Origin of the sequence: Butyricimonas muris (assembly GCF_046365375.1) — a bacterium.
GTDB classification, from domain to species: domain Bacteria; phylum Bacteroidota; class Bacteroidia; order Bacteroidales; family Marinifilaceae; genus Butyricimonas; species Butyricimonas muris.
Genome location: NZ_JBKEIT010000015.1, coordinates 75,762 through 97,828, shown reverse-complemented (window position 1 = coordinate 97,828; position 22,067 = coordinate 75,762). Strand labels below are relative to the sequence as shown.

Below are 22,067 nucleotides of genomic sequence, written 5' to 3'. Positions count from 1 at the left end.
CACACTATTCTCTATTGCTGTACTTTCTTGATTCCTATAAAATAGTAAAGCAGGATAAACAGCATGGAGATAAAGGTACTCAAAATAATCCGTATAAGCGTGATCGTGATGTCGTTAAACGTGAACGCTTCCGCGAAAATCAGGACTATATTGAAAAACAACGTGGATAAAAAAGAATATTTGAAAAACCACCTGAAGTCATCCAACCGTAGCGTCCCGTGGGCTTCATCCAATTCTTCCCGCGTGGAAGTCAGCAATAACAGTCGGGGGCGGAGATAGGCCAGAAAGGTGGAAGCCGCCGCGTGAATACCAACAGTGTTATCTGCCAAGTCCATCAAAAAGCCCAAAAGGAACCCGAACAAAAGTAACGGTATACCTTTCACCTTGTAGGGCAGGATGAAAATGGCCAGAATATATATATTGATATAGAAATAGGAGCCAATATGGATATTATCCACGATCACGATCTGGAGAATGGCTAAAATCACGAAATGGATAAGATAATTTACATTACTCATGATAGTTTATGGCTTCTAACAGGTTTTGCTCGTTCTTCTTTTTGTTCTCGATCACGTACACGTGATTCAATCGCTTGAAATCAACCGCTAATCTGACTTTTATCTTCAAGAAATTAGCCGTTTCACGATCTACCGCTTCCACGTATCCCACGATAATACCTTCCGGAAAAATCTTGGAAAGTCCGGAGGTCACGATCGTGTCACCCTCTACAACATCAACATGATAGGGGATATCTTTCAAGTAAGAATAGCGATAATTGTCACCGTCCCATTGTAAAGAACCGTAATAATTATTCTTCTTTATCTTGGCTGAGATTCTGGTATCGATGTTAATCAAGGGAATAACGATAGAGTAGTTGTCACTCAGGTCTTGAATCAGACCTACAATTCCTTCCGGGGAGGCCACGCCCATCTCTTTCTCGATGAAGTTTTTACGCCCCCGGTCAATCGTGATGTAATTCTTCACCCGGTTGAAAGTTGCGTTCACAACCCTAGCCCCCGTGTAATCGTAAACGGGTATACTATCCTGTACAACTATTCCCCTGACAACCGTATCCCTCAATACTTCGAATCCTTCCAGACGTTTCTTTAATTGAATGTTCTCGTCTGCAAGAGCTTCATTAATCTCCTTTAACCGGAAATAATCTTTCACGTCAGTAGTCACCGACGAGATATTCCCGAATAGAGTAGAGGCGTGTTGAGAGAAAATTGCTCTCTGATACTCGTTATGACGAATAATCAGAGAGAAACTTACGATTTCCAGAAGTATAAAAATTATAGTAAAATGGTACTTTAATATAAGTTTTATAATCTCTTTCACATCACTATCTTATAAGGAATGAGAACCTATCTACATTCTTTAGCGCAATACCCGTACCTCGTGCCACGGCGCGAAGCGGATCCTCGGCAATATGGAACGGAATATTCAATTTGTCGGTCAAACGTTTGTCGAGCCCGCGAAGCAACGCTCCACCACCGGCGAGATAAATACCCTTGTTCACGATATCGGCATACAATTCCGGTGGCGTCTGTTCCAACGCCGCGAGAATAGCAATCTCGATCTTGGAAATGGATTTCTCGATACAGTGTGCTATTTCTTGATAAGACACGGGCACTTCAACCGGGAGCGAGGTCATTTGATTAGGACCTTGTACCACGAAATCGGCCGGCGGTTCGTCCAACTCGGAAAGCGCGGAGCCTACATGAATCTTGATTTCCTCGGCAGTACGCTCACCGATTTTGATATTGTGCTGATGCCTCATGTACTCTTGAATATCATCCGTCAAGTCATCACCGGCAATACGGATAGATTTGTTGGTCACGATACCCCCTAAAGAAATCACCGCGATCTCGGTGGTACCACCACCTATATCCACGATCATGTTTCCTTCCGGGGCTTCAACATCCAACCCTATACCCAAGGCGGCAGCCATCGGCTCGTAAATCATGTACACGTCACGTCCCCCGGCATGCTCGGCAGAGTCGCGAACGGCACGTAATTCCACTTCGGTACTTCCCGAAGGGATACATACCACGATACGCAGGGACGGGGAGAAGAACTTGCTTTTCCCGTTCGCCATTTTAATCATTCCCCGAATCATCTGTTCAGCGGCGTTAAAATCTGCAATCACACCATCGCGAAGAGGGCGAATGGTCTTGATATACTCGTGTGTCTTACCCTGCATCTGGCGTGCTCTCTCGCCGATAGCAATCACTTTTTCCGTCTTTTTGTCGATAGCCACGATGGAAGGCTCGTTTACAACCATCTTATCATTCATGATAATGATAGTGTTTGCCGTTCCCAAGTCTATCGCTATATCTTGTGTTAAAAAAGAAAACAAACCCATAATTCTATTAATGTTTGAAGTGTCTCATTCCTGTAAAAATCATCGCAATATCATACTTGTTTGCCGCGTCAATCGAATCTTGGTCATGGATAGACCCGCCCGGTTGAATAATAGCCGTGATACCGGCCTTGTGAGCGGCTTCCACGCAATCGGCAAACGGGAAGAAGGCATCGGATGCCATCACGCTACCCGGAATACGTTCGCCGCCTTGACGGATTGCATTCTCCAAAGCCCATATCCGGCTGACTTGTCCCGGACCGACCCCTGTCGTGCATTTATCTTTCGCGATAGCGATAGCGTTGGATTTCGTGTGTTTTACCACTTTCCACGCGAATAGCATATCTTCCAGTTCTTTTTCTGTCGGACGACGATTGGTCACGTATTGTAATTCACCGCCCAGAAGTTGCAAATCCATGTCTTGAATCAACAATCCCCCGAGCACAGTTTTCGCTTTCGAACACGTGTAATCTCTCTTGGTAATATCGGATAATTGTAATAATCTTAAATTCTTTTTCTTCGCGAATATAGCACGTGCTTCTTCCGAGAAGGAGGGTGCTACAACGACCTCAAGGAAAACGGGTGCCATAACTTCTGCCGTGGCCTTGTCTATTTCCCGGTTCGCAGCAACAATACCGCCGTAAATAGATACCGGATCCGCATCATACGCTTTTTTGAATGCCTCTGCTAATGTAGCGGCACTTCCGACCCCGCAAGGATTGGCATGTTTGGCTGCCACGATTGTCGGTTCGTCGAATTCTTTCAATGCTTCCAGCGCACCGTCGGTATCACCTATATTATTATAAGATAATTCTTTTCCTTGCAATTGAACGGCTCCCGGTAAAGTTCCCTCTGTTTCCTGCACTTGCGTGTAGAAAGTGGCAGCTTGATGGGGATTTTCCCCGTAACGAAGATCTTGTTTCTTCTCGTAAGTCAGAGTCAGTGTCTTCGGAGATTGGATATTCAATCTCTTTGAAAAATAGTTGGCTATTAGAGCATCATAATGAGATGTGTGAATAAACACTTTCGCTGCTAATAATTCCTTGGTTTCGACAGAAGTATCCCCGTTTGCTTGAATTTCTTCTATCACCTTACTATAATCTTCCGGATCGGTAATTACCGTCACGAAAGGATAATTCTTCGCGGCTGCCCGAATCATCGTCGGTCCGCCGATATCAATATTTTCAATAATTTCCTCGTGTGAAACTCCTGCTTTTAAAATGGTTTCCTTGAACGGATATAGATTACAAACGACCATATCAATAGGTTCAATCCCCAATTCGGTCATTTGCTGTTTATGCTTCTCGTTGTCCCTGATCGCTAAAATTCCTCCTTCTACATTCGGGTGAAGAGTTTTTACTCTACCGTCAAAACACTCTGGGAATCGGGTTATGTCGGAAATATCTTTCACGTTAATTCCTTCTTCCTTTAGCTTCTTGGATGTGCCTCCGGTAGAAATGATTTCCCAACCCATAGAATTTAGCGATTTAGCAAAATCAACAATCCCACTTTTGTCAAATACACTGATTAATGCTCTTTTCGTTCTCATCCGGATATTCTATTTTTTTGTATGAACGTAATATTACTTTGCTGACAAAGGTAAAAAAAAAGAATAGTATTTCTTTAAATAAAAAATGGTTTCGTGTAATATTTTTCTCGATATCGTTTCCATGTGTTTGAAAAATACGTATATTTGATAAAATTTTAGGTTTCACGAAAGGCTTTTAAAGCCATTTATATATTGATATTATGAGTGATAGCGCACTTGATTTGATTGTTTACTTGGCGTTGACCTTAGGGGCAGGAGCCGTGGGTTTAATAAAGTCCTCCAGAGAAAAGAAAGCCAAAAATGCACGTCCGGTTGTACAGCAGCCGGAAGAATTTTTTGATGAATCGGATGATGACACGGTAGTCATAACGCAGCAACCGGAAATTTTTAAACCCCAAGAAATATTTCAACCTGTATGGCAAGACGAGGAACTTTCCGAAAAACTGGAAAAAGAAAAAGAGGAAAGTATCACGGGTTTCGGGAGAACGGATGAAGAACGCTATGCCATGTTGGAAAGAATGCAACAAGAAGCCCGAAAAGTTCGAGGGAAACGAATCACGACTTTATTTAAAGAGGAAGAAGAGGAACCGTCTAACGAGCAACAAACGGAAATCCAAAATAAGCATTTCGAACTGGACATCCGTCAAGCCATCATCGCTAGTGAAATCTTGAACCGGAAATATTAGAAATTAATCCCGATACCGGTAGAGAAAGTGAAAGAATAAGGTTTGAAGTCAATATCACTATTCTTACTAAGCGATTGTAGATAATATTTGAATCCCGGCTCCAATTTAAGGCGAATGGATTTAGATAACGGGTATTCAATACCGAAACCGACATTCGTGCTGATATTAAACGTCCGGATATTTTCAGCTTCTCCCATTAATTCTTTTTTACCGCTATAATTCACGTAAGTATGATTACGCACGAGGAAACTTGCACCAAGACCACCCAATATACTGAAACGAATCTTGTTATCGTTCAAATGGAAACGGAATGCTAACGGGATCTCGATGGCATCAAATTGCTGCTCGATACTTCCTTCTTCATCTTGTTCTCCTTTTAAGGACAAATAATTCTCTGAATTGGAAACTGTCGCTTTTGCTTGATTCTTCACGTTACCAAGTGGAGTATAGGCATGTGTATTAGCAGTATAACTTACCATATCACCGCGAGGCACGAAAACCTGTGCATCTGATGTCTTTTGTCCCATTCTGGAATATCCCAATCCGGTTTCAATAGATATACGTTTGCTAGGTTTCACCGCAAAGGTCAACCCTCCACCTAAATTGAATATACCACTCATCGAACTGTTATCAAATTGAGCGGAACGAGCAGCTTGATTATTTACATGGTAATTTCCCGATGAATACCCGGGGGAGATATAACCTCCAACCATAAATATTTTCTCTTCCTTGGAAAGTTTTTTCTCTTTAGGAGTACTTGCAACAGGTGCTCGACCATCCAACAAAGCCATATACTCCTTTTGATTTTGCAGGGCATTCCCGTTTACCAACGGGATAAATTCCGCACGAACACTTGTTTTTTTCAATTCACTCTCGGGCTGCTCCACTTCCAGACCGCTTGAAGATTGAATCGCGAGTTGCACGGGAGTGATTGTCCCCGAATCCATACCGGACTGTCTTGTTTCCCGTTTACGGGTAACTGCCGGAATTGAATGAGGAGTTGAAGTAAATGCTAGTATTCGGTTTTCATCCTGAGAGTTATCAATTGGTTGTATAGCAGCAATAGGAGTGGGAGAGTAGAGAGTGTTTTGTTGATTGGGAATAACAAAAGTAATGCACAGCAGTAAAATAACAGCAGCCGCAATTCCGCTATATGTATATATGCGTTTCAAGCGTCGTTGCTTCATCACGAAGTGGGAATCAATCCTTTCCCATATTCGTGCCGGAGGCTCGACGGAAACCTGTTCCATGGCATTTTTAAACAATTTCTCTAAATTCTCACTCATCTCTCAAATATGCATTTATCTTCTTTTTCAAAATATCTTTTGCCCGTGCCAGATTGGATTTTGACGTACCGTCAGAAATACCCAACATCGCGGCGATTTCCTTATGTTGCATGTTCTCCATGACATACAAGTTGAACACCAACCGATACTTTTCCGGTAATTGATTGACAAACTCGAACAACACGTCCGACGGAATGCTCAAATTATCATCAATATCGTCTTCATCCATTACTTCCGGGACTTCTTCGACAACTTGCAGAGAACGGTTTTTCCTGTATTTTTCCAACGCGGTATTAATAAATATACGTTTCATCCATCCCTCAAAGGAGCCTTTGCCCGTGTATTGCCTGATAGACTCCAGTATCTTTATAAAACCATCCTGTAAGTTATCTTCAGCCTCTTCGCGTGATTTGGAGTATTGAATGCATATAGCAAACATTTTAGCAGAGAACATATTATATAGTTGTTCTCCCGCTTTTCTGTCTCCTTTCTTGCATCGCTCTACTATTTTGTCCAAATTACACATTGATAACTTATTTCTTAGATGCGGTTTTGCGCAAATGGTTGCGTTCGTTACGCGAAAAAATAAAAAAAATTCATTACCAACTAAAAAGCTGCCGTTTTTTTTGCATCCTATCGTTTTTTTGCGAATATTCGCAGTGTAATTTCAAAAATCAAATGCGATTACGAATATTTTAAACTATAAAAAACAGCTAAAATGAAAACATTTTTAAATTTGAAACAATGCTTAATTTTATTCGCAGCGGTGTTCTCCTTGACATCCTGCTTGAAGAGTGACGATCCAGATTTTCAGATTGTAGCAGGAGGGTATCTACAACAAGTTGTAAATGAAACGAGTAATCCCGGTCAAGAGGGGGAAGAACCAACAATAACAGTAAGTTACGAGTTTACTCCTTATTGTTTAGTTCAATCTAGTGAGGCAATGACTGATTGCAAAGCAACAGGTTCTAGTGGAATCATGTCCATGCAACAAATCACTCCTTATGCATATCAAACTAGAAGTTCCACATCTACCCCTGACTATTCAAAAATATCATACTCTATCATAGCCTCTAACGCAAGTGGTGAATCAGCTTCAACAACAGTATCGTACCAGAGTTTAGATAAAGTAATGGAGAGTAAATTTGAAAGTACTATAAGTTTTGAAGGAGGAAAGGGATTGACTGTTGAATTTAATAAGGTGAAAAATGCGACGGCATATATGGTTTTAGCTAAAAAAACAACTTCCGAAACTCTATATGATGGAGCAACAATTGTTGCTGAGTTTACGGAATCAGATTTAACTAATACGAGAGAACTTACAATAAATGAAGCGACCTTTGCTAAAAACTTAGAAGTTGGAAGTTATATACTTGAAACAGCTGCTGTTATTAATGTATCCAGTTATGGTATATTAGGTATTGTCGTATATCAAAAAGGAAAATCTACGCCTTATACAAAAGAATAAACAAATATAATCTCAATAAAAAACGCCTTGAAAAAGGCGTTTTTTTTATCACTTAAATATTGTGAGTTTTTTCTTTCAACCATTCCTTTTCCTCATTCGTCAAATAAGGCGAAATCTCTTTATAAACCCGCTCATTATATTCATTTAGCCATTCGATTTCCTCTTTAGTCAACAATTCAACTAAAAGGGCGGATGTATCAAAATAGCAGAGTGTGATGGTTTCAAACTGATAAAATTCGCCAAATTCGTTCTCCGCTTTCGGTTGACAAACAATCAAATTCTCGTGGCGGATACCATGTAAACCTTCTCGATATAAACCCGGTTCATTGGAAGTAACCATTCCGGGAAGTATTTCTTGATTTTTAAGATCAGGGCGTATGGATTGCGGTCCCTCGTGAACATTTAGGAAATACCCGACACCGTGTCCGGTTCCATGCCCGAAATTCCTTAAATTCATATATAAAGGCAGCCTTGCAACTATGTCAATATTACATCCTTTTGAGCCTTTAGGGAAATATAGCCGACTAAGGTCAATCATTCCTTTCAAAACCAAGGTGTAATCTTCTTTCTCCAAACGAGTTAATTCACCTAACGGCATCGTTCTTGTAACATCCGTTGTACCGTGTATATATTGTGCCCCCGAATCCACCAGATATAAACCTTTCGGCTGTAATTCGGACTGTTGTTCCGGTGTAGCGGAATAATGCGGTAGAGCGGCGTTTTTTCCATACGCTGAAATACATCCGAAACTATCCGACATATAGCCCTCGTTCTCTGCCCTGAATTTACCTAATTGCTCCGCGGCTTCAAGTTCCGTAATCGTTCTCTTCGTCAAATTCTTTTCCAACCAGTAGAAGAATTTTGTCAATGCCACACCGTCTTTTTTACAAGCCAACCGGAAGCCTTCCAGTTCTGTTTCGTTTTTCACTGATTTCATTAACGGTACAGGTGATTCCACTTCCTTCGTTTCGAACCGTTTTGCTAAATGATAGTACACGGCATAATTACAAGTATTCGTGTCTACCAAATACTTCTTCTCTTTGTCCTGTTCATCCAGAAATAAGAATAAATGGTGATAATCATGCAATTCAATACCATCTGCCTGTAACTGTTGTTGAACTTCCGGGGTTACTTTATCCAATTTAATAAATAAATGGGCTTTTTCCTTCTCCACTATGGCATAGGCTATCGCCAGAGGATTGTAAGATATATCATTACAACGAATATTGTACATCCAAGCGATTTCGTCCAAACAGCTAAACAACATGACATCACTGCCTTGAGCCGAAATAAATTGTCGTACACGTGCAACGCGTTCACTTGCCGATTCTCCGACATATTTCAAATCCAATCGCATTAATTCTCCCATAGGGAAAGCAGGACGGTCTAACCACATTTCTCCAAGTAAATCAATCTGTTCTTGTACAGTGATATTCTTGGGGGACAACACGTTCTTTAGATTGCGCACATCGCTAACAGACATACAAAATCCATCTATACCTACTTTAGAGTCAGCTTCCAACACTTCGGACAACCATTGCGGGTAATCCACGGCACCCGGTATCCGAAGTTTATGCAATGCGATACCAGAACCCGCTAATTCCTGTTCTGCTTGAATAAAATATCTGGTATCTGTCCACAATCCGGCATCGTCGTTTGTTACCACTACGGTTCCGAACGAGCCGGTAAAACCGGATATCCATTTTCTTTGTTGCCAAGGAGCGGGAAGATATTCACTATTGTGAGGATCTGTACCGGATATAATATAAGCGGAAATATTCTCACGTCGCATAATCCTTCTTAATTCTGTAAGTTTCTCTTGTATCGTCATGACTTGATTTTTTATTTTTTCAAATGTAAAGATTTTAAAGCAGATAACAAAGCACACGAATGTTACATTTGTAAATAAAATATTATTGATACTTGTGATTACATTTGTAATGCCATCAAGTTCTAGGAAAAAACAGAATTTAATCATGTCAGAAAGATAGGAGATATGATCCATAAAGGCGAAATGATGTATTAACATCTATATACAATTGAATTTAATATACTGAAAACCAATATGTATATTCATCTATTCTATTGTGATGATTCAAGTGAAAACCTTTATTTTCTCTATCCCGATCCTTAAGTTCTTGTGAATAAATGTAAACAATATAAGTTATACATCTATTTACCAATATGTTATACTGTTTTTACGAAGTTTTACTCGAATATAAAAACAAGACATCTATTGTTATTAAGTAGTTGAATATTAATGATATATCAATTATTTGAAGTAGCGTTAAATCTGTAATGTTATAAATACAATCGAACTAATTGTTTATTAGAGTAATATAAATATAATCCAGTTATTACATTCTTACTCCTCATTCTATGTAATACATTTGTAAATACACTCCATTACAAATGTAATTTTGAAAACTCAACAAGAAGCATTACATTTGTAATGTGGAATTTTACAAAAGGAGGGAGTTATGCAAGAACGATTAAATCAAATTATAGAGCAAAGAGGATTAACCGCAACTAAATTTGCCGCTCTGATTGGAGTGAATGCCTCCACGATCTCTCATATTCTAGCCGGAAGAAATAAACCGGGATTTGATATTATCAATAATATTGCAAAAACTTTTCCGGATATAGATTTAGGTTGGTTGATAACCGGGAATGGCTCCATGTATACTTCCTCCTCTAAAAAAGAGAATAATCATTTTTCCGAGGAACCTACCTTATTTGATTTGGATGAGCCTAAAAAACAAACAGACACCCCGATTCAAGAAAAAGAAAAGAAAACAGAAATAGAAATTATCGGTAAAGCGATTGCCAAATCTCCGACAAAGAAAATTAAACGGATTGTTCTCTTTTTTGAAGACGGGAGTTTTGAAGATTACGAGAAATAAAGACTTCTCTTACATCTAAGCGTTACAGAAATCAACTTAGATGTAAGAGAGTCAAGTTAAATTAAACCGATAATATCTCTCAAGCATTTGAAACCGTTCTGGTCGAGGTATTCATTAATCCCATCAATCACTTTGATTGTCACAGTCGGGTCAATAAAATTCGCCGTTCCGATTTGTATTGCGGATGCTCCGGCAAGTAGAAATTCGATGGCATCGGTTGCACTACAAATTCCACCTAAACCTATCACCGGAATTTTAACAGCTTTGGCAACTTGCCATACCATCCGGAGTGCCACGGGTTTCACGCATGGTCCGCTTAATCCCCCGGTTATCGTACTCAAAACCGGTTTTCTCGTTTTGGCATTTATTGCCATCCCCATAAGCGTGTTGATCAAAGAAACGGAATCCGCTCCGGCGCTCTCCGCCGCGAGGGCAATTTCTTGAATACTAGTCACGTTGGGTGACAATTTCACCATCAAGTGTTTTTTATAAACCTTACGAACTTCCTTCACCACTTCGGATGCAGATGCACACGAGGTACCGAAAGCCATTCCGCCTTCTTTCACGTTCGGGCAAGAGATATTCAATTCTATCCCGGGAATATTTTCCAATTCATTGATTTTCTCTGCCGTTGCCACGTAATCGCTGACAGTAGAGCCGGAAACGTTAACAAGAATATTACTCTTGATATCTTTGATAGTCGGGTAAATATGTTCTATAAAATAATCGACACCTTTGTTTTGCAATCCCACGGCATTTAACATTCCGGAAGGAGTTTCCGCCATACGGGGATAAGGATTTCCTTCACGATGCTTGAGAGTTGTACCCTTCACGATAAATCCTCCCAAACGTTCAAGATCAATAAAATCTTGAAATTCTGTTCCGTAGCCGAAAGTCCCGGATGCCGTAAGCACGGGATTCTTTAAAGATAAACCGTTGATATTGATGCTTAAATCTGCCATTTCAAGTCTTTTATATTAAAAATAGGACCTTCCGTACACACGCATTTGTTGCCTTCTTTCGTGTCTGTCACACAACATAAACAAGCCCCGATGCCACATGCCATCGTGTTTTCCAAAGACACCTCACACTCTATATTTTTGGAATTAGCATAAGCGGCAACTGCTTTCATCATCACTTCGGGACCACAACAAAAGATACTGTCAAATGTTTCATTCAATATTGAATGTTGTGTCACGTATCCTTTTTCCCCGAAAGAACCATCCTCGGTCGTGTAATAAACCGTGGCGTATTTTTCAAATTCCTCCTTACGAAGAATATCTTTACTAGTGCGAGTCCCGATTAAAACTACCGGAGATAATCCCCGGGCTTTCATTTCCCGAGAAAGATGTAACATAGGAGCTACTCCACAACCGCCACCAATTAATAATGGTCTACCAGAAGAAGGTATAGTGAAGCTATTACCCAAAGGCAGTATAACATTCAACTTCTCTCCGGGTTGCAATTCTCCCATGGTTGAAGTGCCGCATCCCACGATCTTGATGAAAAGATAAAGTAATCCCTGCTCTTTATCTACATCATGTACGGATATCGGTCTTCTTAAAAAGGTTGACGGAGAATGGTCTACCCGGACATTGACAAATTGTCCCGGTTTTATCTCCGGGAGTTCCGGTGAATGTAATACCAATAAGATGGTATCATCGTTCAACCTTTGGTTTTCTTTGACCGTGAAATCTATAATCTTTTTCATTTACTCAATATTTCCCAGTAATTTTCATTTATAATCATTTCTCTTGTAATTTCTCTGCTAAATATTTACCCGTGTACGAATTTTGGCATTTCACCAATTCTTCGGGAGTCCCCTCGAACACGAGGTATCCGCCTTCACTTCCTCCCTCGGGACCAAGGTCAATAATGTTGTCAGCGCATTTGATCACGTCCATGTTATGCTCGATAATCAGTACCGTGTGCCCCCTGTCTATCAAGGCATTCAACGAGTCCATCAGTTTGTGGATATCATGAAAGTGTAGACCTGTCGTGGGTTCGTCAAACACGAAAAGGGTAGGATCAGCATTCTCTTGGCTCAAATGATAAGCTAATTTTACCCGCTGACTTTCTCCACCACTTAATGTACTGGAAGCTTGTCCCAACTTGATATACCCAAGCCCGACATCGACTAATTTTTGCAGTTTCGCCACGATACTCCGTTCGCTATGGCTTGTCCCGGAAGAGAAAAACTCGACAGCTTGGTTTACCGTCATTTCCAATATATCGTAGATGTTCTTGTCTTTGTACTTGATTTCCAACACTTCATCCTTGAAACGCTTCCCTTTGCAATGCTCGCATTCAAGGTAAACGTCCGCCATGAATTGCATTTCAACTTTAATAATACCTTCTCCTTGACACTCTTCACATCGTCCTCCCGGTACGTTAAAAGAAAAGTGTGCCGGTTTGAAACCGTTTAATTTTGAAAGTTTCTCGTCCGCGTATATTTTCCGGATATCATCCCATGCTTTCAAGTAAGTCACCGGATTGGAACGAGAGGATTTACCAATCGGATTTTGATCTATAAATTCAACCCCGCGTATCATATCAATATCACCGGATAATTTATTAAAACTCCCGGTACGATCGGAATAATCACCGTAGTATTTTTTCAGGGCGGGAACGAGGATCGTTTTAATCAATGTACTTTTCCCGGAACCACTTACTCCGGTTACCGCGGTCATCACGCCCAAAGGAATCGTGACATCAATATTCTTCAAGTTGTTTTCTGTTGCCCCAGTAAGTACAATTTTGCGCTCCGATTTCTTTCTGACGGCAGGCACAGGAATCGTTTTTTCCCCGTAAATATAGTCTGACGTTAATGTATTCGCTTTTTTTAGTTCCTTCAACGAACCTTGGAAAATAATTTCACCGCCTAAACGTCCGGCCAATGGTCCCACGTCAATAATTTCATCGGCAGATTTTATAATATCTTCATCATGCTCCACGACAACGACCGTGTTTCCCAAGTCCCGAAGACGATGCAACACGTTGATCAAGCGATCCGTGTCGCGAGAGTGAAGTCCGATACTCGGTTCGTCCAAAATATACAAAGAACCGACCAAGGCCGACCCTAGAGAGGTTGCCAAGTTAATCCGTTGTGACTCACCACCGGACAGAGAAGAAGATAACCGATTAAGAGTCAAGTATCCCAATCCTACATCCAGTAAGAAATTAATCCGGTTATGAATATCCGGAAGCACACGAGCGGCAATAACTTGATCGTGTTCGGAAAGTACCAACGTGTCAAAGAATGTTTTCAATTCCGTGATAGGCATATCTACAAGTTCCGTTATTGCCCTACCGTTTATTTTCACGTAAGTGGCTTCTTTTTTTAATCGGGTTCCATGACATACCGGGCATTTTGTTTTACCGGTATAACGCGCAATCATCACGCGGTTCTGTATTTTGAACTTTTTGGATTCAAGATACTCGAAGAACGCGTATATACCACTCTCGTTATTCCAAAGGGTATCTTTTTCTTTTTCTGTCAATTCATAATAGGGGGTATGCACGGGAAAATTTACCTTGTGTGCGTTTTTGATGAAATAGTGTTTCCACTCGCTCATTTTTTCTCCCCGCCAACACATGACGGCATCATCATATACACTTAAAGATTTATTAGGTACCACAAGATCTTCGTCAATTCCTAGAATCTTCCCGTATCCCTCACATCTGGGACAAGCCCCGATAGGAGAATTGAAACTGAACGTGTTTATTGTCGGGATTTGGAACGTGATTCCGTCGGCTTCAAACTTATTCGAAAAAGACTTTATCTTTCCGTCTATTTCCACGTAACAAGTTCCGTTACCCTCGTATAAAGCGGTTTCTATAGAGTCTTTGATTCTTGAAACGGTATCTTTCTCATGGCTTATCCGAAGCCTGTCTATCACTAGAAAAATCTCTTTGCCGGGATCAAGTGATTCATTTTTATCAATCAAATCGGAAATACGGATAAATTCGTCCCCGTATTTAATTCTCGAAAATCCTTGACTGACCAAGAGAGGAAGTCCATCGTCCGTCATGTCTTTGGATTTTGCCATGATAATGACGGTCTGTTCCATGTCTTGATCCAGTATATACTGGCTTATATCATCCACGCTATGACGTTTTACTTCTTCACCGGAAACAGGTGAAAAGGTTTTCCCCATTCTGGCATACAGAAGTTTAATATAGTCATAAAGTTCCGTGGATGTTCCCACCGTTGAACGCGGGTTCGATGTGTTTACTTTCTGCTCGATGGCAACGGCAGGGGGGATACCTTTAATGTAATCGCATTCCGGTTTATTCAATCTTCCAAGAAATTGGCGCGCATACGAAGAAAGACTTTCCACGTAACGCCGCTGTCCTTCGGCATATAACGTATCAAAAGCCAGTGATGATTTACCGCTACCGGAAACCCCGGTAATAACCACCAACTGGTTCAATTTAATGTCAAGATCTATATTTTTCAGGTTATGCACCCGTATTCCTTTCAACTCTATTCTCTGCTTACTCATATCTGTCCTTCCAAAATATCTACAAAGATACGACTTTTCTCACAAAAAAAGCACCCTTTGAGGGGTGCTTTTAGCGTTTGGAATATGTTTGGAAATGCGTTTAAGTCTTGTTAATGACTTGTTTTAATTTATTCGGAAACTACTTCGAACTCTACATCAATTTTTACTTCTCTATGAAGTTTGATAAGAGCGGTGTAAGTTCCTATTTCTTTTACGTCTTTCAGTACGATTTTCTTCCGGTCGATATCGAATCCTTTCTCTTTCAGACTTTCAGAAATCATGATACTGTTTACAGAACCGAAAATCTTACCGGTAGAGCTGGTTTTAGCACCGATGGTAAGTTTTACTTCTGCTAATTGTGCTGCTAATTCTTCTGCTTCAGCTTTTAATTTAGCTTCTTTGTGAGCTCTTTGTCTCAAGTTTTCCGCTACAACTTTTCTTGCTGAAGGGGTTGCTAAAATAGCATAGCCTTGAGGGATAAGATAGTTACGACCGTAACCTTGCTTAACATCAACGATGTCATCCTTATGTCCCAAGTTTGCTATATCTGTCAATAAAATTATCTCCATTTGTGTCCTCCTTCCTTAAAATTATTTCATCAAGTCGGTTAAGTAGGGCAACAAAGCAAGATGTCTTGCTCTCTTCACTGCGGTTGCTACTTTCTTTTGGTACTTTACAGAAGTTCCGGTAATTCTTCTGGGAAGAATCTTGCCTTGTTCGTTCAAGAATTTCTTTAAAAATTCCGGATCCTTGTAGTCGATAAATTTGATTTTTGCTTTTTTGAATCGACAGTACTTTTTCTTTTTGATTTCAACCGTTGGGGGGGTTAAATATCTAATTTCACTTTCGTTCTGTGCCATGGCTTATTTCTCCTCTTGTTTTACTTGATTTTTTGCTCTTCTTTTCAATGCATACTCGTAAGCATACTTGTCTAATCTGAACGTCAAGAAACGAATCACTTTTTCGTCTCGTCTGTAAGAAGTCTCCAGTTTATCAACTAAAGTTCCTTCTCCTTCGAATTGAAACAAGTGATAAAAACCTGTCGTCTTCTTTTGGATTGGATAAGCCAGCTTGCGTAGACCCCAAGCCTCCTCATGCTCGATATTACCTCCATTTTCGGTAATAACAGCCTTGAATTTTTCTACCGCTTCCTTTACCTGTATTTCAGATAAAACGGGAGTTGTGATGAAAACGGTTTCGTAATGATTCAACATAACTGATTGTTTATTAATACATTAATCTAATAAAAATTATTTTATCGCCCGCAAAGTTAGCACTTTTGTTTGGATTTACAAAGAAATCCTCAATTTTAGATTTTCTTTCTACTTCCATATCTTGCGTTTATTCAACTCTCGATGGTACTCCCGGGCATAGGCATTGTGTTGCCGAAGTGTACGGGAGAAATTATGGTAGCCGGAAAAATCACTTTTCGCGCAAAAGAATAAATAATCGTGTTTCTGGTAATTCAGAACACTATCTATAACTTTTATTGAAGCCATACGAATAGGGCCGGGGGGCAGTCCGGCATACATATAAGTATTATAAGGAGAATCTATTTGCATATGACGGTCCAGAATACGGCTGATCGTGAAATCACCGAGCACGAATTTCAACGTGGGACAAGCATCTAATTTTATTCCTTTGTTTAATCTGTTCATGTAAACTCCGGCGATGACAGGGTATTCTTCTGCCTTTACAGTCTCTTCTTCTATAATTGAAGCTAACGTGATCACCTCTTCGGGACTTAATCCTATTTCTCTGGCTTTTGCCATACGGTTTTCATTCCAGAAGCGGGCATATTCTTTTTTCATCCGTTTTAGCAAATCCATGGCCGGGATATTCCAATAAATCTCGTACGTATTTGGAATAAACATCGCCAAAATGGTATTCGAATTGAACCCTAATTCCGCGAGAACGTCCGAATCTGTCAGTAAAGCCATTAATTCATCTTTGGAAACAGCCAATTTTTCTTGAGCTTCATCGGCAAACTCTTCAATAGTCCGCATATTATTAAAGGTAAAATGAACCGGAACTTGATTTCCCGCCCGAAACATATTAACCAGTTCGTTGTTGTTCATTCCATCACGGATTTTATATTTTCCGGATTTTACAGAAGAAGAAAACTTCTTCAGTTTCGCCACGCTACTGAGGGTGTTGGGATTCTTGATGTATCCCCGGCTTTGCAGTGTTTCAAACACTTGAACGACAGAATTACTATCCCGGATATAAAGAATTCCATCATCTGTCACGACAGTATTAGGGGAGAACACGTAATAATAACCGATTCCACCCATGACAGCCACTAACGCCATGATTATTATAACAAATACAAGAATTCTTTTTACTATCTTACTCATAATTAGTTTTCTTCCCTGAAATATAATTTATAGTAATTCATATCACGGGCGGAATCATATCCTTTTTCAATATATTTCTTTTGCCCGTGTATATACACGTGAAAATTCTTATCCAATTTCAATATATGCTTGAAGAATCTCTTTTCATCTTTAACCGCACTGTTGGAAACATCGAACTGGTCTTTTAAAGACAATTCGTTCTTTTCCTCGTAATAATTTTTGAAATCTTCGAAAGCATTGATTATCTGTGGATCATTGACAACTTCATCCTTGAAAAGGTTCTCGTTAAACACGTCCGCCTTTTTAAAATAATCTATCGAGCGATTCAACATATCAATCTGGTCTGCTTTCGGGATATCATTTTCTTGATTATAAACCTCTTGCACGAAATCTTTGCAAAGTTTCAAGTAGTTGGATGTCTGGAAATAGTTATCATCACACTGTTCCAACCCCAAGAAATCCGTTGTCCAATAAACAGCTTCCGAGGAGTTCGTTTTATCGAGAATGCTTACCCGATAACCGTTTTCCCCGTCAACATTGAATACCAGACAGGCTTTATCCAATTTCTTGATATTAATTCCTCGTTCGCTTTCAAGCTGGTAACTATTTTCATTAAGAATAATTTTCAAGAAAGTATCTTTTGTTTCGGACTTGAAGATACCAACGGCATCACAAGGACCTTCTTCCAACACACAGTTTTTGAAATGCACCATATAGAGTTCTCCCGCCTTGATATTCGGATGATTGGATTGGTCAAACAAATGTTGCGCGATATTCACGGAAGCCTCATATAGATTGGATTCATCTTCAAAAACAGAACTTACAGTACTATATACCAAGTTATTATACAAGTCGTCCTCCACGGGTGCAAAACGATAATAAGCGTCTTTCTTGAAAGGGGAGAGGAAATAACTTTTCAATAGGTTGTGTACGTCCGCATCATCCGGCAGAAAACATGACTCGGAAAGGCGTATTTGACCATCCTCGTATTTATTACCGATATCGTGAATCACGATATTATTTATCTCACAAGTATCAAAGTTCATCATAATGCTAAAATCTAAAATGTACTCCTAAATTCAATGTTTCTTTAAACTGTATTTTTTTCGAATCGTTTTGATTATACACCGCGTTGGCATATATCGAAGTCTGCATGAAATAATTTATCTTGAATTTCAATGTCAGACGCCAGTCAACCGTCAGTTTTTCCGGCTGCTCGTAATAACTTGAGAATAACATCAAGTGATTATCTATGTCAAGAAAATTGAAGAGAGAATGTTTGTTCTTCAATTCTATCTTGGCACCGGCATCACTTTTATATCTTTTCCCGGCTTCAATACCATACCGGGTTACATCCACTTTACTTGTATCCCGTACATATACCCATTGTCCGGCAATAGGAGAGAGATACAATGAAATATTATCCTTGGGTTTAAAGTCCAAACCCAAAGATAACGTAAAATTACAAGGTGACAAAAAATTGGCAATCACGGTTTCCCGATCCGAAGCATTGTAAGAATTAAACAGAACAGTATTCAGATCAAACTGCGTGGCATAATTCCAATGTCTGAAAGCTTTTACACCGACTTTTGATTGTATCTCTAATTTATCTTCATTTTTACTCAATTCCTCGCTTCCGCTTTTCAGCGCCCCCAAACGGTAACGGAATGAATTTTCCCATGTCGTGGTTTTCTTTTTATAATTAATAAAATACTTTAAATCAGAGAGAATAGAAAGAGAACTTTCACCTCCACTTGCCCAATTGTCACTAATAAAACCTTGTCCGAAAGACAACGTGACATCGGAATAATAAGTCCAATGCCGTCTTTCGAGTGTCCCGATCTTCATCTCGGCGAGAACAAAATAGCTCGAATCGGATGCCACGAGTAACGGTTCCTCGCGCGGTTCTTGCAATATGGCAAATTTCTTGGTTTGATAAACATCTCCATCCAAAAAGAACTTCATCTGTTTACCATCAGGTAGGGTTTTTATCCAACCGCTAATCGTATCCCCACGGAAATTTTCTGTCATTAAACGATGATACTCCGTACGTCCCGTGTTCAACCAAATATTTTTAGAACGATTGGATACACCCAACACGGAAACCAGAACAGAATCACGACTTCTCTCTTTCATCCATTGGTAGTTTTCATCCTGTTCCATAAATGCTACAAGCGCTTCCAAATTCGGGTTTAGAAATATATCATACCGGGCTGAGTCCAACAAGCGTAATGAATCCAAGTCCGGATGTTGTTTGTAAAAATCAATACTATCTTTCGATATGCGTTCCTGTATTCTTTTGATAGCTTCTTCCTTTGCCTGTACTGTTTTGAAATAACTCCTCACGTAATCGAGCATATATTTAATATGCTCGTTTTCAGCATAATCTCTCAACGTATTAATTGCCCGGTTGAGTTCATAGTACTTTAATCGCTCTTTCTTTAGATTCTCCAGAGCGTATCGAGTCGCAGGATTACCTATATGAGTGTTTTTCAATTGTTTATACGCGTATCTTATCTGAGGTTTTGTGTGATAAAGAGAGTCTGCTCGAGTATGTTTGACCGGTAAAATATACGATGGACGTACCGTTATAACCCGAGAGTCCGTCTTTTCCTGTGCAAAAAGTGTATTCTGGGATAGGGCAAAAATAATAATTACAACAACAACAAACCTCATGAGATAATTAACTTGTTATTTGAACGGAGAGTTCGGCTCCTTTGCCATATGACCATAAGCAAGTTTATCCAGCAAGCTAGGGAACCATTTACTCAAAAACACGGATATTTTTCCTTCAACCAATGTCATAATAATTTCACGTTTCCGCTTAACAACTCCATTTACAATGATTTGAGCGCATCGTTCAGCACTCATCATTTTACTTTCGGCTCTTGGACTGTCACCTTGTTGACTACCGTCAGCAACTAAAGCGGTTTTACGAATATTGGATGCCGTAAATCCCGGGGCGGCAACAAGTACGTGCAAACCTTTTTTCAAGTTCTCGACACGTAACGTATTCAAGAACCCGCGGACAGCAAATTTACTGGCTGAATATCCGGTTCTTCCCGGTAAACCGAGGAAGCCTGCCACGGAGATAATACCTACCAAACTGCCTTTTGTCTGTAATAAATAAGGTAATGCATATTTCGTACAATACACGGTTCCCCAAAAATTGACATCCATTAAACGACGTATAACATCTATTTCCAAGTCTTCAAATAGAGCACGCATGGAAATTCCCGCGTTATTCACAAGGACATCAATTCTGCCAAAACGCTCGTGAGTTTTCTCTATCAGATTTTTACAATCCGTTTCACGGGTGACGTCCGTCTGTACGGAAATAATTTCCGTTCCGCTTGCTTTCAGGTCATCCTCAATCTTTTTCAATTCCTCTGTATTTCTGGCACCCATGGAAATTTTGGCTCCGCATCTGGCAAATTCATAAACCAACGCTTTACCAATACCGGAAGATGCACCTGTAATAATCACCACTTTGTTTTGCATGAATCTTGTTTCTTAGGTATTTAGAATTTCCTCATTTTAACTTACAAATATAATAACAAGTTTGAAGAATGAAGAACCCAAATAAGAAAAAAAGATTATTATATAATAGTTTTATAATTGACATTATGATAAGCGATATGTATAAAAAAGAAAAGGGATGTTTTCCCTCTTCTTTTATATAGCTGTATTACATGTTGTTAAGCTTAGACATTGTATCGTTGTACTTGCTTTCATATTGCTTTTTACTAGCTTGCAAACGATAATACAATTCTTTCAAAGTAATCAAAGTATTTTTGTCGTTCGGTTGTAATTCTAAAGCTCTTTCAAAATAAGGAACCACAGCCTCGTATTGATCCATAATCTTGGCAAGTTCTGCGTTATATTCCTTAACATCAACGATATCCATAACAACCTTGTGTGCTTCGATTACGCGGTTCAACTGGATATTTCCCAAGTTATACTGTGCAAAGAAATCATCCGGTTTCAATTCCAACGTCTTGATATACATTTGTTCTGCTTTATCAGGTTGGTTTATTTTCTCGTATAATTGACCTTTAGCACGGTAATAATCAGGTTTATTCGGCTCCAGTCTGATTGCTGCATCCAAAAATTCTTCAGCTTTTGCGGGGGTATCTCCCATCAGATAATAATTGATAAGCTCTATCAACATGTATTCGTCATTCGGGAATAATTTGTGCCCCTCTTGCAAATACTTGACTGCTTCTTCTTGAATTGCTTTAGCGGTAATTGAATCCCCGGCTTCTTTGGCTTCGCGGCTTCTGCCTAAATAGATACTGGCTAACATGGCATAAATTCTGTTTGCCTCGTAACCCAATTCCATAGACTTTTTGTAATACTCGATAGCTTCATCCACATTACCGGCTTTATGAGCGGCAACACCCGCGTTATAGATCACGGCAGTATCCACTTTCTGTGTTCCATAAGGAGAAACATTGAGCTCCAAAGTCTTTTTGAAATTATCGAAGGCTGCTTGGAAATAACTTTTAGCCGCTTCAGCTCCTTGTGCTTCTTCCACTTTGGTACCTTCGTTATAACATATGATACCTTGATTAGTGAAGTCAACAACAAGATTGGCAAATTGAGCCTTCAAGTCTTTTTCAAATTTCTTCTTATCATCCAATTGTATTACCTTTTGGAAAGATTCCCAAACAATCGGAAGCGGGTCTTTAGATAATTTCTTGTAGTTTTCATCTTGGCTCTCGAAGATACCTTGATAGATCTGTCCTCTCACGAAGTGTGCTTTCGGGTTGTTTACACATTTCTCATGTCCGATAGCTTCATCGATTAGCTCTTTTGCTTTATCTAGCTTTCCCTGCGTGTAAAAGCTAACAGCAGATGTCACTTTTCCCATTTGCGCGAAAGACACATTCACGCAAAGCAGAAGGGCAATGATAAAAGTTAGTTTTCTCATACGTTTAAAATTTGTGTT

The 22,067-nt window shown here is 39.7% G+C and carries 21 protein-coding genes; 3 read left to right on the top strand and 18 right to left on the bottom strand.

Annotated features, from left to right (window positions below; translation table 11 throughout):
* Positions 1-11: 11 nt before the first annotated feature.
* The 4 genes from ACK8P8_RS20695 to purH are packed head-to-tail and all read right to left on the bottom strand — an operon-like array spanning position 12 to position 3,911.
* Positions 12-518: a rod shape-determining protein MreD gene (locus ACK8P8_RS20695; protein WP_099292449.1), complete on the bottom strand. Its 507-nt coding sequence runs from the start codon at positions 516-518 to the stop codon at positions 12-14.
* Positions 511-1,338, bottom strand: a complete 828-nt coding sequence (gene mreC, locus ACK8P8_RS20690) for a rod shape-determining protein MreC (protein WP_186975372.1) — start codon at positions 1,336-1,338, stop codon at positions 511-513. The genes ACK8P8_RS20695 and mreC overlap by 8 nt, the downstream gene beginning before the upstream one ends.
* 4 nt (positions 1,339-1,342) lie before the next feature.
* Entirely contained in the window at positions 1,343-2,365 is a 1,023-nt protein-coding gene (locus ACK8P8_RS20685) for a rod shape-determining protein (protein WP_018336345.1), read from the bottom strand.
* A gap of 7 nt (positions 2,366-2,372) precedes the next feature.
* Positions 2,373-3,911, bottom strand: coding sequence for a bifunctional phosphoribosylaminoimidazolecarboxamide formyltransferase/IMP cyclohydrolase (gene purH / locus ACK8P8_RS20680; protein WP_099292451.1), 1,539 nt, complete (start codon positions 3,909-3,911; stop codon positions 2,373-2,375).
* A 200-nt stretch (positions 3,912-4,111) separates the two neighbouring features.
* On the opposite strand from purH, the gene ACK8P8_RS20675 reads away from it, so the two are divergent.
* Positions 4,112-4,597 (top strand): hypothetical protein, encoded by a 486-nt coding sequence (locus ACK8P8_RS20675; RefSeq protein WP_303180998.1) that lies wholly within the window; start codon positions 4,112-4,114, stop codon positions 4,595-4,597.
* Here the strand turns inward: ACK8P8_RS20675 and ACK8P8_RS20670 are convergent.
* Positions 4,594-5,883 (bottom strand): porin family protein, encoded by a 1,290-nt coding sequence (locus tag ACK8P8_RS20670; RefSeq protein ID WP_227214702.1) that lies wholly within the window; start codon positions 5,881-5,883, stop codon positions 4,594-4,596. The genes ACK8P8_RS20675 and ACK8P8_RS20670 overlap by 4 nt on opposite strands.
* A complete protein-coding gene (locus ACK8P8_RS20665; RefSeq protein WP_099292454.1) occupies positions 5,876-6,409 on the bottom strand; it encodes an RNA polymerase sigma factor in 534 nt (177 codons plus the stop codon). Before ACK8P8_RS20665 ends, ACK8P8_RS20670 begins: the two co-directional genes overlap by 8 nt.
* A gap of 192 nt (positions 6,410-6,601) precedes the next feature.
* On the opposite strand from ACK8P8_RS20665, the gene ACK8P8_RS20660 reads away from it, so the two are divergent.
* On the top strand, positions 6,602-7,351 hold the full coding sequence (locus ACK8P8_RS20660; protein ID WP_369861059.1) for a hypothetical protein: 750 nt from the start codon (positions 6,602-6,604) through the stop codon (positions 7,349-7,351).
* A 52-nt stretch (positions 7,352-7,403) separates the two neighbouring features.
* On the opposite strand, the gene ACK8P8_RS20655 is transcribed toward ACK8P8_RS20660, so the two are convergent.
* A complete protein-coding gene (locus ACK8P8_RS20655) occupies positions 7,404-9,182 on the bottom strand; it encodes an aminopeptidase P family protein (protein ID WP_369861060.1) in 1,779 nt (592 codons plus the stop codon).
* 649 nt (positions 9,183-9,831) lie between these two features.
* Here ACK8P8_RS20655 and ACK8P8_RS20650 point away from each other — a divergent pair.
* The gene (locus ACK8P8_RS20650) at positions 9,832-10,254 is read left to right on the top strand and encodes a helix-turn-helix domain-containing protein (RefSeq protein ID WP_099292457.1); all 423 of its coding nucleotides are present in this window, start codon (positions 9,832-9,834) and stop codon (positions 10,252-10,254) included.
* Positions 10,255-10,310: 56 nt separating this feature from the next.
* On the opposite strand, the gene ACK8P8_RS20645 is transcribed toward ACK8P8_RS20650, so the two are convergent.
* From ACK8P8_RS20645 to ACK8P8_RS20595, 11 genes are all read right to left on the bottom strand, one after another.
* Complete coding sequence (locus tag ACK8P8_RS20645; protein WP_099292458.1) at positions 10,311-11,216, bottom strand: dihydroorotate dehydrogenase; 906 nt, start codon at positions 11,214-11,216, stop codon at positions 10,311-10,313.
* Positions 11,204-11,965, bottom strand: a complete 762-nt coding sequence (locus tag ACK8P8_RS20640) for a dihydroorotate dehydrogenase electron transfer subunit (RefSeq protein ID WP_099292459.1) — start codon at positions 11,963-11,965, stop codon at positions 11,204-11,206. Before ACK8P8_RS20640 ends, ACK8P8_RS20645 begins: the two co-directional genes overlap by 13 nt.
* Before the next feature lie 34 nt (positions 11,966-11,999).
* On the bottom strand, positions 12,000-14,759 hold the full coding sequence (uvrA, locus tag ACK8P8_RS20635) for an excinuclease ABC subunit UvrA (RefSeq protein WP_410026243.1): 2,760 nt from the start codon (positions 14,757-14,759) through the stop codon (positions 12,000-12,002).
* A 128-nt stretch (positions 14,760-14,887) separates the two neighbouring features.
* Positions 14,888-15,328 (bottom strand): 50S ribosomal protein L9, encoded by a 441-nt coding sequence (gene rplI / locus ACK8P8_RS20630; RefSeq protein WP_186975380.1) that lies wholly within the window; start codon positions 15,326-15,328, stop codon positions 14,888-14,890.
* A gap of 21 nt (positions 15,329-15,349) precedes the next feature.
* Positions 15,350-15,619 (bottom strand): 30S ribosomal protein S18, encoded by a 270-nt coding sequence (gene rpsR, locus ACK8P8_RS20625; RefSeq protein ID WP_018336357.1) that lies wholly within the window; start codon positions 15,617-15,619, stop codon positions 15,350-15,352.
* A 3-nt stretch (positions 15,620-15,622) separates the two neighbouring features.
* Positions 15,623-15,970 carry a 30S ribosomal protein S6 gene (gene rpsF / locus ACK8P8_RS20620; RefSeq protein ID WP_199691956.1) on the bottom strand — a complete coding sequence of 116 codons (348 nt, stop codon included), beginning with the start codon at positions 15,968-15,970 and terminating at the stop codon, positions 15,623-15,625.
* A gap of 111 nt (positions 15,971-16,081) precedes the next feature.
* Positions 16,082-17,116 carry an endolytic transglycosylase MltG gene (gene mltG, locus ACK8P8_RS20615; RefSeq protein ID WP_410026242.1) on the bottom strand — a complete coding sequence of 345 codons (1,035 nt, stop codon included), beginning with the start codon at positions 17,114-17,116 and terminating at the stop codon, positions 16,082-16,084.
* A 2-nt stretch (positions 17,117-17,118) separates the two neighbouring features.
* Positions 17,119-18,165 (bottom strand): nucleoid-associated protein, encoded by a 1,047-nt coding sequence (locus ACK8P8_RS20610; RefSeq protein WP_186975382.1) that lies wholly within the window; start codon positions 18,163-18,165, stop codon positions 17,119-17,121.
* 4 nt (positions 18,166-18,169) lie between these two features.
* Positions 18,170-19,612, bottom strand: a complete 1,443-nt coding sequence (locus tag ACK8P8_RS20605) for a DUF3078 domain-containing protein (protein ID WP_410026241.1) — start codon at positions 19,610-19,612, stop codon at positions 18,170-18,172.
* Positions 19,613-19,807: 195 nt separating this feature from the next.
* Positions 19,808-20,617 (bottom strand): SDR family oxidoreductase, encoded by an 810-nt coding sequence (locus ACK8P8_RS20600; protein WP_410026240.1) that lies wholly within the window; start codon positions 20,615-20,617, stop codon positions 19,808-19,810.
* Between the two features lie 187 nt (positions 20,618-20,804).
* A complete protein-coding gene (locus ACK8P8_RS20595; RefSeq protein ID WP_410026239.1) occupies positions 20,805-22,049 on the bottom strand; it encodes a tetratricopeptide repeat protein in 1,245 nt (414 codons plus the stop codon).
* Positions 22,050-22,067: the final 18 nt, after the last annotated feature.